The sequence below is a fragment of the Shinella sedimenti genome (assembly GCF_022601905.1).
GTDB classification, from domain to species: Bacteria; Pseudomonadota; Alphaproteobacteria; order Rhizobiales; family Rhizobiaceae; genus Shinella; species Shinella sedimenti.
This window is the reverse complement of the sequence record NZ_JAKVIN010000001.1, coordinates 382,223-395,916: the sequence shown is the minus strand read 5'-3', so window position 1 is coordinate 395,916 and position 13,694 is coordinate 382,223. Positions and strand designations below refer to the sequence as shown.

The following is a 13,694-nucleotide window of genomic DNA, read 5'->3' as shown; positions in this document are numbered from 1 at the left end:
ATTACGTAAAGTTGTAATCGCTGGGCGGTGCAATGCCATTCTGGGGAGTTGGGTGGATATATCGTCGCGTCGCCTCAGCTTTTGCACATTACAATGCAGGATATGGGCATGGACAGAACCGGCATCGTCTTCACCGCTCTCCTCATCGCCCTCGCGGCCCTCGTGGTAAGCGTTCTTCTCATCGAGGTTGACCCGCGATCTCCCGAGACCGGCGATGGCGCCATCGTACCGGCGCCGGCCGTCGGGCCCGTGGAATAATACTGATGAGTCTGCGGCCATATTGGGTGCGGGGCTAATGTGGTTCGCGAAAGCGCTGATCAGGTGGAGGTCCTTCCACCACCAGAACTTCCAGCGGGGGGCCGTCCTTCATGACGTCCGGTTTTCGTGCCTGGACTTTCCGTTCCGCCCCATCCACCATAGCCTCCACGACCACGTATCATGCTGGCAATTGCCCCGCGTGCCGCAATGGACGGCTGTTTCTCTTCCGCGAGACCGATACCGGTGACGTGTACGGTCATTGCGAGGAGTGCGAACAAGGCTTTCGAAGCCCCGATGAAATCGACGCAAAAAGCGGCTTCCTGACCTTGCTCAACCCTTCTGACGCGCAATGGGCGACCGCCGCAGACATCGGCCGAAGCGTGTGGGCGAACTACGAGATTTTCCCAGCGCAGCCGTAGGCGCACGGCCATTCCGTCCAGGTGCCGACCATCCGCGGCCTCCACGCTGGCGGGTATCGCATGACATGGGGCCAGAGACACAATAGGCGAGGTGGAAACCTCAAGATCGCGTCAGAGGAGATGAGGAGTTCCGAAACCCCAAAAAGCAAAAAGGCCCTGTAAACAGAGCCTTGCGCGAATGAATATGGTGGGCGATGAGAGACTCGAACTCCCGACATCCTCGGTGTAAACGAGGCGCTCTACCAACTGAGCTAATCGCCCGCCGCGTTGGTGGCTGTGATCTATGCGGAACCGGATCGAACCGCAAGAGGCAATTGCAAAGTTTTCTGCATTTTTTTGAAGGTCGCGCTGATGATGCGGGAGGGTGTGGAAACATTTCGTGCAGCGTCATTCTTTTGTCTTGAAACCTGCTTGACACCCAAAGACGAACCCCGTAGTTAGCCGCTCATCGAACGGCCAAGGCCGCTCGGGACGGATGCCTTGTCATCCGGTCGCTTTCGAGGATGCGGGTGTAGCTCAGTCGGTTAGAGTGCCGGCCTGTCACGCCGGAGGTCGCGGGTTCGAGCCCCGTCACTCGCGCCACTCGAAAGGCCGGAACATCATCCGGGACTTAAGGTCCAAAAGATGCGCGGGTGTAGCTCAGTCGGTTAGAGTGCCGGCCTGTCACGCCGGAGGTCGCGGGTTCGAGCCCCGTCACTCGCGCCATTCTTCTTTTTCTTCCAGTTTCTTCCAGCTTTTTCTTCATGTTAAGAACGAGCTGCGATTCGGTTTGTTTTTCTCCCCTTAAGCTGAATGTTTGCGGGCCTCTCTCCGTCTGGATATAGCGACGCGTCAAAAACGAGAGAGGATTCGCATGCGAAACGTCACGATGATTCTGGCCGGGTGCGCTGCGCTTGTCGCGCTCAGCATTCTGTTCGGCTCCTGGTTCACCGTCGACCAGGGAGAGCGCGGGGTGATCCTGCGCTACGGCGCCATTTCCGGCACGGCCGAGCCCGGCCTCGGCTTCAAGCTGCCGCTCATCGATTCGATCGTGCGTGTGTCCGTGCAGTCCAAGGCCGTGGTCTATGAAAAGATGGAGGCCTACAGCCGTGACCAGCAGCCGGCCGAGATTCGTCTTTCCGTGAACTATCGCATCCCCGCGGACCGCGTGCAGGAAGTCTATGCCACCTATGGCGGGGAGGACGGTCTTCTGTCGCGTCTGATCGAGCGCAAGGTCTTCGAGGAGACGAAGACGGTGTTCGGCCGCTTCAATGCGGTCACGGCGATCCAGGAGCGCGGGCGGCTCAACGCGGAAATCGCGTCTGCCATCCAGCAAGGCGTCTCAGGTCCTGTCCTTATAGATAGCGTTCAGATCGAGAATATCGATTTTTCGGATGCCTATGAGGCGAGCATCGAGCAGCGCATGCTGGCCGAGGTGGAAGTGCAGCGCCTGCGGCAGAACGCCGAGCGTGAAAAGGTGCAGGCGGAAATCACGGTGACGCAGGCGCGCGCCCAGGCCGATGCGCGGCGTGCGGAGGCCCAGGCGCAGGCCGATGCCGTCAGGCTGGCGGCGCAGGCCGAATCGGAAGCGATCCGCCTGCGCGGTGAGGCCGAGGCCGAAGCGATCAAGGCGCGCGGCGATGCGCTGAAGGACAATCCGGGCCTCGTGGCGCTGACGCAGGCGGAAAAGTGGGATGGTCAGCTCCCGCGCACCATGCTGCCGGGCGGCGCCGTCCCCATGCTCAACCTCAATCCGAATTAAGAGCCGAACTGCGGCCCCCGTCTAAGGTAACAAACGCGCAGGCGCGGTTTTCAGGCCGCGCCTGCGGCGAAACGCCCCGAACGCCGCCCGTCATGAAATCGTAACGATTTAAACGGCTTCCCGCGGGCTTGTGCCACTCCTGTCTCAAAAGCGCAGATTGATTACGGCGAAAGCGGGACAAAGCCTTGCGCGGGGGCGCTCGCTGCGCTAACGACAGGGCGTTGCAACATACTTTATCGGCTTGCAGGTCTTGAACCAACAGGCGTCTCTCCGGCGCCGATCGCAGGCAGGATGGACGCCAATGACTGAACTTCTCGGTTCCTATATTCCGATCGCCATCTTCATCGGTATCGCGCTTGTGATCGGCCTTGCGCTGCTGGTCGCGCCGTTTGCCGTCGCATACAAGGCCCCTGATTCGGAAAAGCTTTCCGCTTACGAGTGCGGCTTCAACGCTTTTGACGATGCGCGCATGAAATTCGACATCCGCTTCTATCTGGTGTCGATCCTCTTCATCATCTTCGACCTCGAAGTGGCCTTCCTCTTCCCGTGGGCCGTGTCCTTCGGCGACATGGGCTGGTTCGGCTTCTGGTCGATGATGGTTTTCCTCGGTGTCCTGACCATCGGCTTTATCTACGAATGGAAGAAGGGAGCACTCGAATGGGAGTAGCATCCAGCACGCTCGTCGCGCCGCAGCCGAAGGGGATCATCGATCCCTCGACCGGCAAGCCCATTGGCAGCAACGATGCCTTCTTCGGCGAGATCAACAACGAGCTCGCCGACAAGGGTTTTCTCGTCACCTCCACGGATGAACTTATCACCTGGGCCCGTACCGGCTCGCTGATGTGGATGACCTTCGGCCTGGCCTGTTGCGCCGTCGAGATGATGCAGCTTTCCATGCCGCGTTACGACGTCGAACGCTTCGGCTTTGCGCCGCGCGCCAGCCCGCGTCAGTCCGACGTGATGATCGTCGCCGGCACGCTGACCAACAAGATGGCGCCTGCGCTCCGCAAGGTCTATGACCAGATGCCGGAGCCTCGCTACGTCATCTCGATGGGCTCCTGCGCCAATGGCGGCGGCTACTATCACTATTCCTATTCGGTGGTGCGCGGCTGTGACCGCGTGGTGCCGGTCGACATTTATGTACCAGGCTGTCCTCCCACGGCGGAAGCACTCCTCTACGGTGTGCTCCTGCTGCAGAAGAAGATTCGCCGGACCGGTACGATCGAGCGTTAAGGGCAGGGGACTTAGATATGAGCGAAGCTCTGCGGGAGCTCTCCTCCCACATCGGCGAAGTTGCCGGCGGTCTGGTTTCGTCCGCCGACATCGCCTATGGCGAACTCACCTTGAAGACCGACGGCACGCGCGTCATCGAGCTTCTGACGTTCCTGCGCGATGACGTGCAGTGCGGTTTTGTCAATCTTATCGATATCTGCGGCGTCGACTGGCCGGCGCGGGCCGAGCGCTTCGACGTGGTCTATCATCTCCTGTCGCCGCGCCAGAACCTGCGCATCCGCATCAAGGTCGCCACAGGCGAGGACGTTCCAGTTCCTTCGGCCTGTTCCGTCTATGCGGGCGCGGACTGGTTCGAGCGCGAAGCCTACGACATGTACGGCATTCTCTTTACCGGCCATCCGGACCTGCGCCGCATCCTCACCGACTACGGTTTCGAGGGGCACCCGCTGCGCAAGGACTTCCCGACGACCGGTTTCGTGGAAGTGCGCTATGACGACGAGGTCAAGCGCGTCGTTTACGAGCCGGTCGAGCTGAAGCAGGAATTCCGTAACTTCGACTTCCTCTCCCCCTGGGAAGGCACGGACTACGTGCTTCCGGGTGATGAGAAGGCGAAGACGAACTGATTTTGGGTCACGTGGCCCGATAGGGCGCCGGCCTCTGGAGCAAGCGGTATGAACGAGCACAACGTTCGCAATTTCAACATCAACTTCGGCCCGCAGCACCCTGCGGCGCACGGGGTTCTTCGTCTGGTTCTCGAGCTGGACGGCGAAATCGTCGAGCGCGTCGATCCGCATATCGGCCTGCTGCACCGCGGCACCGAGAAGCTGATCGAGACGAAGACCTATCTTCAGGCCGTTCCCTATTTCGACCGCCTCGACTACGTGGCGCCGATGAACCAGGAGCACGCCTTCGCTCTGGCCGTCGAGAAGCTGACGGGTACGGAAGTTCCGATCCGCGGACAGCTGATCCGCGTGCTCTATTCCGAAATCGGCCGCATCCTGTCGCATCTGCTCAACGTGACGACCCAGGCCATGGACGTCGGCGCGCTGACGCCGCCGCTCTGGGGCTTCGAAGAGCGTGAAAAGCTTATGGTGTTCTACGAGCGCGCCTGCGGCGCGCGCATGCACTCGGCCTATATCCGTCCGGGCGGCGTGCATCAGGACCTGCCGCACGAACTGGTGGAAGACATCGGCAAGTGGATCGACCCGTTCCTCAAGACCGTCGATGATATCGACGCGCTTCTGACCGGCAACCGTATCTTCAAGCAGCGCAACGTCGACATCGGCGTCGTGAAGCTTGAAGACTGCTGGGCCTGGGGCTTCTCCGGCGTCATGGTACGCGGTTCGGGAGCTGCCTGGGACCTGCGCCGCTCGCAGCCCTACGAGTGCTATTCCGACCTCGACTTCGACATTCCGATCGGCAAGAACGGCGACTGCTATGACCGCTACGTCATCCGCATGATCGAGATGCGCGAATCGGCGAAGATCATGCGCCAGTGCGTCGATCGCCTGCTCGGCGATGCCAAGGTCGGCCCGGTCTCCTCCATCGACGGCAAGATGGTTCCGCCGAAGCGCGGTCAGATGAAGCGCTCGATGGAAGCGCTCATCCACCACTTCAAGCTTTATACCGAGGGCTATCACGTGCCGGCCGGCGAGGTATATGCAGCCGTCGAAGCGCCGAAGGGCGAATTCGGCGTCTATCTCGTCGCAGACGGCACCAACAAGCCGTATCGCTGCAAGATCCGCGCCCCGGGCTATGCCCACCTGCAGGCGATGGATTTCATCTGTCGCGGCCATCAGCTCGCCGACGTCTCGGCGATCCTGGGTTCGCTGGATATCGTGTTCGGCGAGGTGGACCGCTGATGCCGAAAGCCGCCCTAGCCATCGTCGCCGCTGTCCTTGCCGCCACGCCTGCGCTTGCGCAGGAGGGCGGCGAAGGCAATGCGTCCACGACGATCGGCCAGCTGGCAGGTCAGGGCTATGAGATCAAGGCGGCGGCGCCGAATGGCAGCCGTTACGTCCTATTCATGCAGAAAGAGAAGTCTGTCTACGCCTGCGAATTCGTCAACACGACGAGAACGCAGTGCCGGCAGATTAACTGAGACAAGGCGTTACAGAATGTCCGTTCGTCGACTAGCCGATGATAATGTTCAGCCCGCCAGCTTCGCCTTCACCGAGGAGAATGCGGCCTGGGCCAAGGCGACCATCAACAAGTATCCGCAGGGCCGCCAGCAGTCGGCCGTTATCCCGCTGCTCATGCGGGCACAGGAACAGGATGGCTGGGTCACCAAGGCGGCAATCGAATCCGTCGCCGACATGCTCGACATGGCCTATATCCGCGTGCTCGAAGTCGCGACCTTCTACACGCAGTTCCAGCTTCTGCCGGTCGGCACGCGCGCCCACATCCAGGTGTGCGGCACCACGCCCTGCATGCTGCGCGGCGCGGAAGATCTGATCAAAGTCTGCAAGAAGCGCATCCATCCGGAGCCCTTCCACCGCAACGAGAGCGGCACGCTCTCCTGGGAAGAGGTCGAGTGTCAGGGTGCCTGCGTCAACGCGCCGATGATCATGATCTTCAAGGACAGCTACGAAGACCTGACGCCCGATCAGCTCGAGACCATCATCGACCGTTTCGACGCGGGCAAGGGCGCTGAAGTGGCGACCGGTCCGCAGGTCGAGCGTGTCTTCTCCGCGCCTGCCGGCGGTCTCACCAGCCTTACGGCGCCGGACGCCGCCGCCGGCAAGACGACTGGCCGCAGCCGCAAGACGGCGGATGAAAGCGTAAGCGTTCCCCCGTCGAATGCCGCCAAGCCGAAGACGGATGCTGCCGAAACCGATCCGACGGTCAAGACGCCGCTGACTGCCAAGGCAGAAGCCGCCGCCAATGCCAAGGTGAAGGGTGAAACGCGCGCCGAAGGTGGCGACGCCGCCGACAAGCAGTCAACTGCTGCTGTTGCAAAGCCCTCGCTGGACGACAAGAATCGTCCGGCCGGCATCGAGCGCCCGGCAGCGGTCGACGACCTCAAGCTGATCTCCGGCGTCGGTCCGAAGATCGAGGGTACCCTGCACGAACTCGGCATCTTCACCTTTGCGCAGGTCGCATCGTGGAAGAAGGCCGAGCGCGACTGGGTCGACGGCTATCTGAACTTCAAGGGCCGCATCGAGCGCGACGACTGGGTCAAGCAGGCCAAGGCGCTCGCCAAGGGCGGCGAAGCGGAATACATCCGCGTTTTCGGCAAGAAGCCGCGGTAAAGAGGTGAACCATGCTTAAAGATCAGGATCGCATCTTCACCAATATCTACGGCACCAAGGACAAGTCGCTGAAGGGCGCCATGGCGCGCGGCCATTGGGACGGCACCAAGCAGCTTCTCGAAAAGGGCCGTGACTGGATCATCAACGAGATCAAGGCGTCCGGCCTTCGCGGCCGCGGCGGCGCCGGCTTCCCGACCGGCCTCAAATGGTCCTTCATGCCGAAGGAATCGGACGGCCGTCCGCATTACCTCGTCGTGAATGCCGACGAATCAGAGCCCGGCACCTGCAAGGACCGCGATATCCTGCGCCACGATCCGCATACGCTGATCGAGGGTTGCGTCGTCGCGTCCTTCGCCATGGGGGCTAACGCTGCCTACATCTATGTGCGCGGCGAGTTCATCCGTGAGCGCGAGGCGCTTCAGGCGGCCATTGACGAGTGCTATGACGCGGGCCTTCTCGGCAAGAACAACAAGCTCGGCTACGACATCGACGTCTTTGTCCACCATGGCGCCGGCGCCTATATCTGCGGCGAAGAGACCGCACTGCTCGAAAGCCTCGAGGGCAAGAAGGGCCAGCCGCGCCTGAAGCCGCCGTTCCCGGCCAATATGGGCCTCTACGGCTGCCCCACCACCGTCAACAACGTCGAGTCGATCGCCGTTACCCCGACGATCCTGCGCCGCGGCGCCGGCTGGTTCTCGTCGTTCGGCCGTCCGAACAATGTCGGCACCAAGCTGTTCATGATGTCGGGCCACGTCAACACGCCCTGCACCGTTGAGGAAAGCATGGGCATCTCCTTCAAGGAGATGGTCGAAAAGCACGGCGGCGGCATTCGCGGCGGCTGGGACAACCTGCTTGCGGTCATTCCCGGCGGCGCATCCTGCCCGGTCGTCAAGGCCGAGGACATGATGAACGTCACGCTCGATTTCGACGGCCTGCGCGAGGTTAAGTCCTCGTTCGGCACCGGCGGCATGATCATAATGGATCGCTCGACCGATATCATCAAGGCGATCTGGCGTATCTCGGCCTTCTTCAAGCATGAGAGCTGCGGCCAGTGCACGCCGTGCCGTGAAGGCACCGGCTGGATGATGCGCGTCATGGAGCGCATGGTTCGCGGCAACGCGCAGAAGCGCGAGATCGACATGCTGTTCGACGTTACCAAGCAGATCGAAGGTCACACGATCTGCGCGCTCGGCGACGCGGCCGCCTGGCCGATCCAGGGCCTCATCCGCAACTTCCGCCCCGAGATCGAGGCGCGGATCGACCAGTACACCGCCAATGCCATGGCGCATGGCGCGGTGCTGGAAGCCGCGGAGTAAGGCGATGAAGACGCCGGCCGGACAGGATGCAAATGCCACCAATGTCCCGCCGGCCGAAGCGGCCGGCGACGATCCTTTCGGGATGGCGCAGTGGCTGAAGGAAGTGCCCGATGTGCCGCTGCATCCGCTGATGGCGCATCCGGCTGCGGCAATGGCCGCGACGGCGGCTATCGGTTTCGGCCTTGCCGGCCAGATGGCCGGTGCGATGCTGGGGCTGATGCAGGGCGCGGCGGGGCAGGCCAAGGCCAGGACAGATTCGGTCAGGGCAAAGCCGGTGCTGAGGGTTGTGCCGAAGGAACCGGCGGCGAAGGCGGAAACGCCTGCGGCCGAACTGAAGGCGAAGGTGGCGCGGGAAAAGACCGCGACGCCGAGCACGGTGGAAGCAAAGCCGGTGCGCAAGGTACCGGTGAAGAAGACCGCCAAGGCGGATGACCTGAAGATGATTTCGGGCATCGGGCCGAAGCTGGAGCAGGTGCTGAACGGCATGGGCTTCACGCGCTACGCCGACATCGCAGCCCTTGGGGACGCGGATGTGGCAAGGATCGAGGCCGAACTTGGCGCCGGCGGGCGGATTGCCCGCGATGGCTGGGTGGAGCAGGCAAGAACGCTGGCGAAGGGCAGGGGAAAGACCCGCCCGGACCGGCAGTAGAAACGAAGGGCGGAGGCCTGGGGCATACGACCCGGGCCGAAGGCCGGAGAGAGAATGGCGCTGGTGAGACGCGGTTTCGCGTCAAAGCGGGATTGAGATATGGCAAAGCTGATCGTCGACGGAAAAGAAATCGAAGTCCCTGACCACTTCACGCTGCTTCAGGCGTGCGAGGAGGCGGGCGCCGAAGTTCCGCGCTTCTGTTTCCACGAGCGGCTTTCGGTCGCCGGCAACTGCCGCATGTGCCTCGTAGAGGTGAAGGGCGGCCCGCCGAAGCCGGCGGCCTCCTGCGCCATGAGCGTGCGCGACCTGCGCCCCGGCCCGAACGGCGAAGCGCCGGAAGTCTTCACGACCACGCCGATGGTCAAGAAGGCCCGCGAAGGCGTGATGGAATTCCTGCTCATCAACCACCCGCTGGATTGCCCGATCTGCGACCAGGGCGGGGAATGCGACCTGCAGGACCAGGCGATGGCCTTCGGTATCGATTCGTCGCGCTACGCTGAAAACAAGCGCGCAGTCGAAGACAAGTATATCGGCCCGCTCGTCAAGACGATCATGAACCGCTGCATTCACTGCACGCGTTGCGTTCGTTTCACGACCGAGGTTGCCGGCATTACCGAGCTTGGCCTCATCGGCCGCGGTGAAGATGCCGAGATCACCACCTATCTCGAGCAGGCGATGACCTCCGAGCTTCAGGGCAACGTGGTCGACCTTTGCCCGGTCGGCGCGCTGACCTCCAAGCCCTTCGCCTTTACGGCGCGGCCGTGGGAACTGAACAAGACCGAATCCATCGACGTGATGGATGCCGTCGGCTCGGCGATCCGCGTCGATACGCGCGGCCGCGAAGTCATGCGCATCCTGCCGCGCGTCAATGAAGAGATCAACGAAGAGTGGATCTCCGACAAGACCCGCTTCATCTGGGACGGCCTGAAGACCCAGCGTCTCGACCGCCCGTATGTCCGCAAGGACGGCCGTCTGCAGCCTGCCTCCTGGGCCGAGGCCTTCGGCGCCATCAAGGCTGCCGTTGCCGGCAAGCCGGGCGACCGCATCGGCGCCATCGCCGGCGATCTGGCCTCCGTCGAAGAAATCTACGCACTGCGCGAACTGATGACTTCGCTCGGTTCGACGAACATCGATTGCCGCCAGGACGGGTCGGTGCTCGACCCGTCGCTCGGTCGCGCCAGCTACATCTTCAACCCGACCATCGAAGGTATCGAGCAGGCCGACGCGCTGCTCATCGTCGGCTCCAACCCGCGTCTCGAAGCCGCCGTGCTCAACGCCCGCATTCGCAAGCGTTGGCGCATGGACAACTTCCCGATCGGTGTGATCGGCGAGCAGGGTGAACTGCGCTACGGCTACGAATATCTCGGCGCCGGCACGGATACGCTGTCCGGCCTCGTCAACGGTTCGATCTCGTTTGCCGAAACGCTGAAGAAGGCCGAGCGTCCGATGATCATCGTCGGCCAGGGCGCACTGTCGCGCGCCGATGGTCTGGCCGTTCTCTCGGCCGTCTCTGCACTCGCCGACAAGGTCGGCGCGGTCACGGCCGACTGGAACGGTCTTGCCGTGCTTCACACCGCCGCTGCCCGCGTCGGTGCGCTCGACCTCGGTTTCGTGCCGGGCGAGGGCGGCAAGACGGCTGCCGAGATGCTGGACGGCACGGACGTGCTCTTCCTGCTCGGCGCCGACGAGATGGACTTCTCGAAGAAGTCCGCCTTCACGGTCTATATTGGCTCGCACGGCGACAACGCGGCGCATGTCGCCGACGTCATCCTGCCGGGCGCGACCTATACCGAAAAGTCGGGCACCTGGGTCAACACCGAAGGCCGCGTCCAGATGGGCAACCGCGCCGGCTTCGCACCGGGCGATGCCCGCGAGGACTGGGCGATCCTGCGTGCGCTTTCCGACGTGCTCGGCAAGAAGCTGCCGTTCGATTCGCTCGTCCAGCTGCGCGCAAAACTCTATGCCGCGCACCCGCATTTCGCCGCGATCGACGAGATCGCACCAAGCGAAATCGCCGATCTCTCGGCCCTTGCGAAAAAAGGCGGGACGATGGCGAATTCCGGGTTTGCGTCTCCGATCAAAGACTTCTATTTGACGAACCCGATAGCGCGCGCCTCCGCGGTCATGGCCGAATGCTCGGCGCTTGCCCGCAACAATTTCAAAGCCGCGGCGGAATGAGCGCGAAGGAATAAGACGTTATGGACGCTTTCATTTCGACCTATGTCTGGCCCGGTCTCATCATGGTGGCCCAGTCGCTTCTGCTGCTGGTGCTGCTTCTGGTGTCGATCGCCTTCATCCTTCTGGCAGACCGCAAGATCTGGGCGGCGGTACAGCTGCGCCGCGGCCCGAACGTCGTCGGCCCCTTCGGTCTTCTCCAGTCGTTTGCCGACCTTCTGAAGTTCGTCTTCAAGGAGCCGGTGATCCCGGCCACGGCCAACAAGGTCATCTTCCTGCTCGCTCCGCTGGTTTCCGTGACGCTGGCGCTGGCGACCTGGGCGGTGATCCCGGTCAATGACGGCTGGATGATCGCCAACATCAATGTCGGCATTCTCTACATCTTCGCGATCTCGTCGCTCGAAGTGTATGGCATCATCATGGGCGGCTGGGCTTCGAACTCGAAGTACCCGTTCCTTGGTGCGCTGCGTTCCGCGGCGCAGATGGTGTCCTACGAAGTGTCGATCGGCTTCGTCATTGTGACCGTGCTGCTCTGCGTCGGTTCGCTGAACCTGTCTGATATCGTCAACGCCCAGAGCGATGGTCTCGGCACCCGTCTCGGCCTGCCGCCGTCGTTCCTCGATTGGCATTGGCTGGCGCTGTTCCCGATGTTCGTGATCTTCTTCATCTCGGCGCTGGCCGAGACGAACCGCCCGCCTTTCGACCTTCCGGAAGCGGAATCCGAACTCGTCGCCGGCTTCATGGTCGAGTACGGCTCCACCCCGTACATGATGTTCATGCTCGGCGAATATGCCGCCATCTGCCTGATGTGCGCGCTGACCACGATCCTCTTCCTCGGAGGCTGGCTGCCTCCGGTCGACGTCTGGTTCCTGAACTGGGTTCCGGGCATCGTATGGTTCGTCCTGAAGGCGCTTCTCGTCTTCTTCATGTTCGCGATGGTGAAGGCCTTCGTGCCGCGCTACCGCTACGATCAGCTCATGCGTCTGGGCTGGAAGGTCTTCCTTCCGATCTCGCTTGCCATGGTCGTCATTACCGCATTCGTGCTGAAGCTCACGGGCTGGTCGCCATGATGACCGTCTCTCGCCTCAGCAGCATTGGAGCTTGAAATGGCTAGTCTTTCGCAAGCCGTAAATTCGCTGTTCCTCAAGGAATTCGTCGGCGCGTTCTTCCTGTCGATGCGTTACTTCTTCCGCCCGAAGGCAACGGTGAACTATCCCTTCGAAAAGGGCCCGGTCTCTCCGCGCTTCCGCGGCGAGCATGCGCTGCGCCGTTACCCGAACGGTGAAGAGCGCTGCATCGCCTGCAAGCTGTGCGAAGCGATCTGTCCTGCTCAGGCCATCACCATCGAGGCCGGCCCGCGCCGCAACGATGGCACCCGCCGCACGGTGCGTTACGATATCGACATGGTGAAGTGCATCTATTGCGGCTTCTGCCAGGAAGCCTGCCCGGTTGACGCCATCGTCGAAGGTCCGAACTTCGAGTTCTCGACCGAGACGCGCGAAGAGCTCTACTACGACAAGCAGAAGCTCCTCGAGAACGGCGATCGCTGGGAGCGGGAAATCGCCCGCAACATCGCGATGGACTCGCCTTACCGCTGATCGGCTGGGCGTATTGAATTTCAAGTGCCTGACGAGAGGGTCGTCAGGCTTCGACGGGGAAGGGGGACCTTCTCCGGGGAAGACGAAAAGGCACCAAAATGGGTCTGCAGGCTCTATTCTTCTATCTGTTCGCCTTCGTGGCGGTGGCGTCCGCCTTCATGGTGATCGCGTCGAGGAACCCGGTTTACTCCGTGCTGTTCCTGATCCTCACCTTCTTCAACGCGGCGGGCCTGTTCCTTTTGACGGGCGCCGAGTTCCTGGCGATGATCCTGCTGGTCGTCTATGTCGGCGCCGTCGCGGTTCTCTTCCTCTTCGTCGTCATGATGCTGGACATCGACTTCGCCGCCTTGCGCGCGGGCGTTCTTGAATATGCTCCGGTCGGCGCGCTGATCGGCGTTATCCTGGCCATCGAACTCGTCGTGGTCATCGGCGGTTCGACGCTTTCGCCGGAAATCGCCTCGAACGTGTCGATGCCGATCCCGCCGGTATCGGAACGCACCAACACGGCAGCGCTCGGTGACGTGCTCTATACGCACTACGCCTACTACTTCCAGATCGCCGGCCTCGTGCTGCTCGTCGCCATGATCGGCGCGATCGTGCTGACGCTGCGCCACAAGCCAAACATCAAGCGCCAGAACATCTCGCAGCAGGTTGCCCGCACGCCGGAAACCGCCGTCGAGGTGGTCAAGGTGAAGCCCGGACAGGGCATCTGAGGCCGCGCGGACAAGGAAAAGCATCATGGAAATCGGTATTTCCCACTATCTCACGGTCAGCGCCATCCTCTTCGTTCTCGGCGTCTTCGGCATCTTCCTCAACCGGAAGAACGTCATCGTCATCCTGATGTCGATCGAACTGATCCTGCTTGCGGTCAACATCAACATGATCGCGTTCTCGGCGTTCCTGAACGACATCGTCGGCCAGGTCTTCGCGCTGTTCATTCTGACCGTCGCGGCTGCGGAAGCGGCCATCGGTCTTGCAATTCTCGTCGTCTTCTATCGTAACCGCGGTTCGATCGCCGTCGAAGACGTCAACGTGATGAAGGGCTGATCGGGTC

The 13,694-nt window shown here is 62.0% G+C and carries 16 protein-coding genes and 3 tRNA genes; 18 read left to right on the top strand and 1 reads right to left on the bottom strand.

Annotated features, from left to right (window positions below):
- Positions 1 to 108 precede the first annotated feature (108 nt).
- Positions 109 to 258, top strand: a complete 150-nt coding sequence (locus MKI86_RS02040; RefSeq protein ID WP_241596430.1) for a hypothetical protein — start codon at positions 109 to 111, stop codon at positions 256 to 258.
- 110 nt (positions 259 to 368) lie between these two features.
- Complete coding sequence (locus MKI86_RS02035) at positions 369 to 677, top strand: hypothetical protein (protein ID WP_241596428.1); 309 nt, start codon at positions 369 to 371, stop codon at positions 675 to 677.
- A 185-nt stretch (positions 678 to 862) separates the two neighbouring features.
- On the opposite strand, the gene MKI86_RS02030 is transcribed toward MKI86_RS02035, so the two are convergent.
- Positions 863 to 938, bottom strand: a tRNA-Val gene (locus MKI86_RS02030).
- 244 nt (positions 939 to 1,182) lie between these two features.
- Here MKI86_RS02030 and MKI86_RS02025 point away from each other — a divergent pair.
- From MKI86_RS02025 to nuoK, 16 genes are all read left to right on the top strand, one after another.
- Positions 1,183 to 1,259: transfer RNA gene (locus tag MKI86_RS02025), tRNA-Asp, on the top strand.
- Positions 1,260 to 1,305: 46 nt separating this feature from the next.
- Positions 1,306 to 1,382: transfer RNA gene (locus MKI86_RS02020), tRNA-Asp, on the top strand.
- A 148-nt stretch (positions 1,383 to 1,530) separates the two neighbouring features.
- Positions 1,531 to 2,418, top strand: coding sequence for a prohibitin family protein (locus MKI86_RS02015; protein ID WP_241596426.1), 888 nt, complete (start codon positions 1,531 to 1,533; stop codon positions 2,416 to 2,418).
- Positions 2,419 to 2,719: 301 nt separating this feature from the next.
- Positions 2,720 to 3,085 (top strand): NADH-quinone oxidoreductase subunit A, encoded by a 366-nt coding sequence (locus MKI86_RS02010; protein WP_064329771.1) that lies wholly within the window; start codon positions 2,720 to 2,722, stop codon positions 3,083 to 3,085.
- Entirely contained in the window at positions 3,076 to 3,651 is a 576-nt protein-coding gene (locus MKI86_RS02005; RefSeq protein WP_241596423.1) for a NuoB/complex I 20 kDa subunit family protein, read from the top strand. Before MKI86_RS02010 ends, MKI86_RS02005 begins: the two co-directional genes overlap by 10 nt.
- A gap of 17 nt (positions 3,652 to 3,668) precedes the next feature.
- Positions 3,669 to 4,274, top strand: coding sequence for an NADH-quinone oxidoreductase subunit C (locus MKI86_RS02000; RefSeq protein ID WP_241596421.1), 606 nt, complete (start codon positions 3,669 to 3,671; stop codon positions 4,272 to 4,274).
- 48 nt (positions 4,275 to 4,322) lie between these two features.
- Positions 4,323 to 5,513, top strand: a complete 1,191-nt coding sequence (locus tag MKI86_RS01995) for an NADH-quinone oxidoreductase subunit D (protein ID WP_134652282.1) — start codon at positions 4,323 to 4,325, stop codon at positions 5,511 to 5,513.
- Complete coding sequence (locus tag MKI86_RS01990; protein WP_241596419.1) at positions 5,513 to 5,752, top strand: hypothetical protein; 240 nt, start codon at positions 5,513 to 5,515, stop codon at positions 5,750 to 5,752. Before MKI86_RS01995 ends, MKI86_RS01990 begins: the two co-directional genes overlap by 1 nt.
- 16 nt (positions 5,753 to 5,768) lie before the next feature.
- Positions 5,769 to 6,902, top strand: a complete 1,134-nt coding sequence (locus MKI86_RS01985) for an NADH-quinone oxidoreductase subunit E (protein WP_241596417.1) — start codon at positions 5,769 to 5,771, stop codon at positions 6,900 to 6,902.
- Between the two features lie 11 nt (positions 6,903 to 6,913).
- On the top strand, positions 6,914 to 8,218 hold the full coding sequence (gene nuoF / locus MKI86_RS01980) for an NADH-quinone oxidoreductase subunit NuoF (protein ID WP_241596415.1): 1,305 nt from the start codon (positions 6,914 to 6,916) through the stop codon (positions 8,216 to 8,218).
- 4 nt (positions 8,219 to 8,222) lie between these two features.
- Entirely contained in the window at positions 8,223 to 8,867 is a 645-nt protein-coding gene (locus tag MKI86_RS01975) for a helix-hairpin-helix domain-containing protein (RefSeq protein WP_241596413.1), read from the top strand.
- 99 nt (positions 8,868 to 8,966) lie between these two features.
- Positions 8,967 to 11,045: an NADH-quinone oxidoreductase subunit NuoG gene (gene nuoG, locus MKI86_RS01970; RefSeq protein WP_241596411.1), complete on the top strand. Its 2,079-nt coding sequence runs from the start codon at positions 8,967 to 8,969 to the stop codon at positions 11,043 to 11,045.
- Between the two features lie 20 nt (positions 11,046 to 11,065).
- Positions 11,066 to 12,112 (top strand): NADH-quinone oxidoreductase subunit NuoH, encoded by a 1,047-nt coding sequence (nuoH, locus tag MKI86_RS01965; RefSeq protein ID WP_241596408.1) that lies wholly within the window; start codon positions 11,066 to 11,068, stop codon positions 12,110 to 12,112.
- A gap of 36 nt (positions 12,113 to 12,148) precedes the next feature.
- Complete coding sequence (gene nuoI, locus MKI86_RS01960; protein WP_023513863.1) at positions 12,149 to 12,640, top strand: NADH-quinone oxidoreductase subunit NuoI; 492 nt, start codon at positions 12,149 to 12,151, stop codon at positions 12,638 to 12,640.
- Between the two features lie 98 nt (positions 12,641 to 12,738).
- A complete protein-coding gene (locus MKI86_RS01955) occupies positions 12,739 to 13,353 on the top strand; it encodes an NADH-quinone oxidoreductase subunit J (protein WP_241596405.1) in 615 nt (204 codons plus the stop codon).
- A 25-nt stretch (positions 13,354 to 13,378) separates the two neighbouring features.
- Positions 13,379 to 13,687: an NADH-quinone oxidoreductase subunit NuoK gene (gene nuoK, locus MKI86_RS01950; RefSeq protein ID WP_241596402.1), complete on the top strand. Its 309-nt coding sequence runs from the start codon at positions 13,379 to 13,381 to the stop codon at positions 13,685 to 13,687.
- Positions 13,688 to 13,694 lie beyond the last annotated feature (7 nt).

Bases quoted from the DNA above. Each gene is read 5' to 3' on its own strand.
- MKI86_RS02040 (WP_241596430.1), top strand. From the start codon at position 109: ATGGACAGAACCGGCATCGTCTTCACCGCTCTCCTCATCGCCCTCGCG.
- MKI86_RS02035 (WP_241596428.1), top strand. From the start codon at position 369: ATGACGTCCGGTTTTCGTGCCTGGACTTTCCGTTCCGCCCCATCCACC.
- MKI86_RS02015 (WP_241596426.1), top strand. From the start codon at position 1,531: ATGCGAAACGTCACGATGATTCTGGCCGGGTGCGCTGCGCTTGTCGCG.
- MKI86_RS02010 (WP_064329771.1), top strand. From the start codon at position 2,720: ATGACTGAACTTCTCGGTTCCTATATTCCGATCGCCATCTTCATCGGT.
- MKI86_RS02005 (WP_241596423.1), top strand. From the start codon at position 3,076: ATGGGAGTAGCATCCAGCACGCTCGTCGCGCCGCAGCCGAAGGGGATC.
- MKI86_RS02000 (WP_241596421.1), top strand. From the start codon at position 3,669: ATGAGCGAAGCTCTGCGGGAGCTCTCCTCCCACATCGGCGAAGTTGCC.
- MKI86_RS01995 (WP_134652282.1), top strand. From the start codon at position 4,323: ATGAACGAGCACAACGTTCGCAATTTCAACATCAACTTCGGCCCGCAG.
- MKI86_RS01990 (WP_241596419.1), top strand. From the start codon at position 5,513: ATGCCGAAAGCCGCCCTAGCCATCGTCGCCGCTGTCCTTGCCGCCACG.
- MKI86_RS01985 (WP_241596417.1), top strand. From the start codon at position 5,769: ATGTCCGTTCGTCGACTAGCCGATGATAATGTTCAGCCCGCCAGCTTC.
- nuoF (WP_241596415.1), top strand. From the start codon at position 6,914: ATGCTTAAAGATCAGGATCGCATCTTCACCAATATCTACGGCACCAAG.
- MKI86_RS01975 (WP_241596413.1), top strand. From the start codon at position 8,223: ATGAAGACGCCGGCCGGACAGGATGCAAATGCCACCAATGTCCCGCCG.
- nuoG (WP_241596411.1), top strand. From the start codon at position 8,967: ATGGCAAAGCTGATCGTCGACGGAAAAGAAATCGAAGTCCCTGACCAC.
- nuoH (WP_241596408.1), top strand. From the start codon at position 11,066: ATGGACGCTTTCATTTCGACCTATGTCTGGCCCGGTCTCATCATGGTG.
- nuoI (WP_023513863.1), top strand. From the start codon at position 12,149: ATGGCTAGTCTTTCGCAAGCCGTAAATTCGCTGTTCCTCAAGGAATTC.
- MKI86_RS01955 (WP_241596405.1), top strand. From the start codon at position 12,739: ATGGGTCTGCAGGCTCTATTCTTCTATCTGTTCGCCTTCGTGGCGGTG.
- nuoK (WP_241596402.1), top strand. From the start codon at position 13,379: ATGGAAATCGGTATTTCCCACTATCTCACGGTCAGCGCCATCCTCTTC.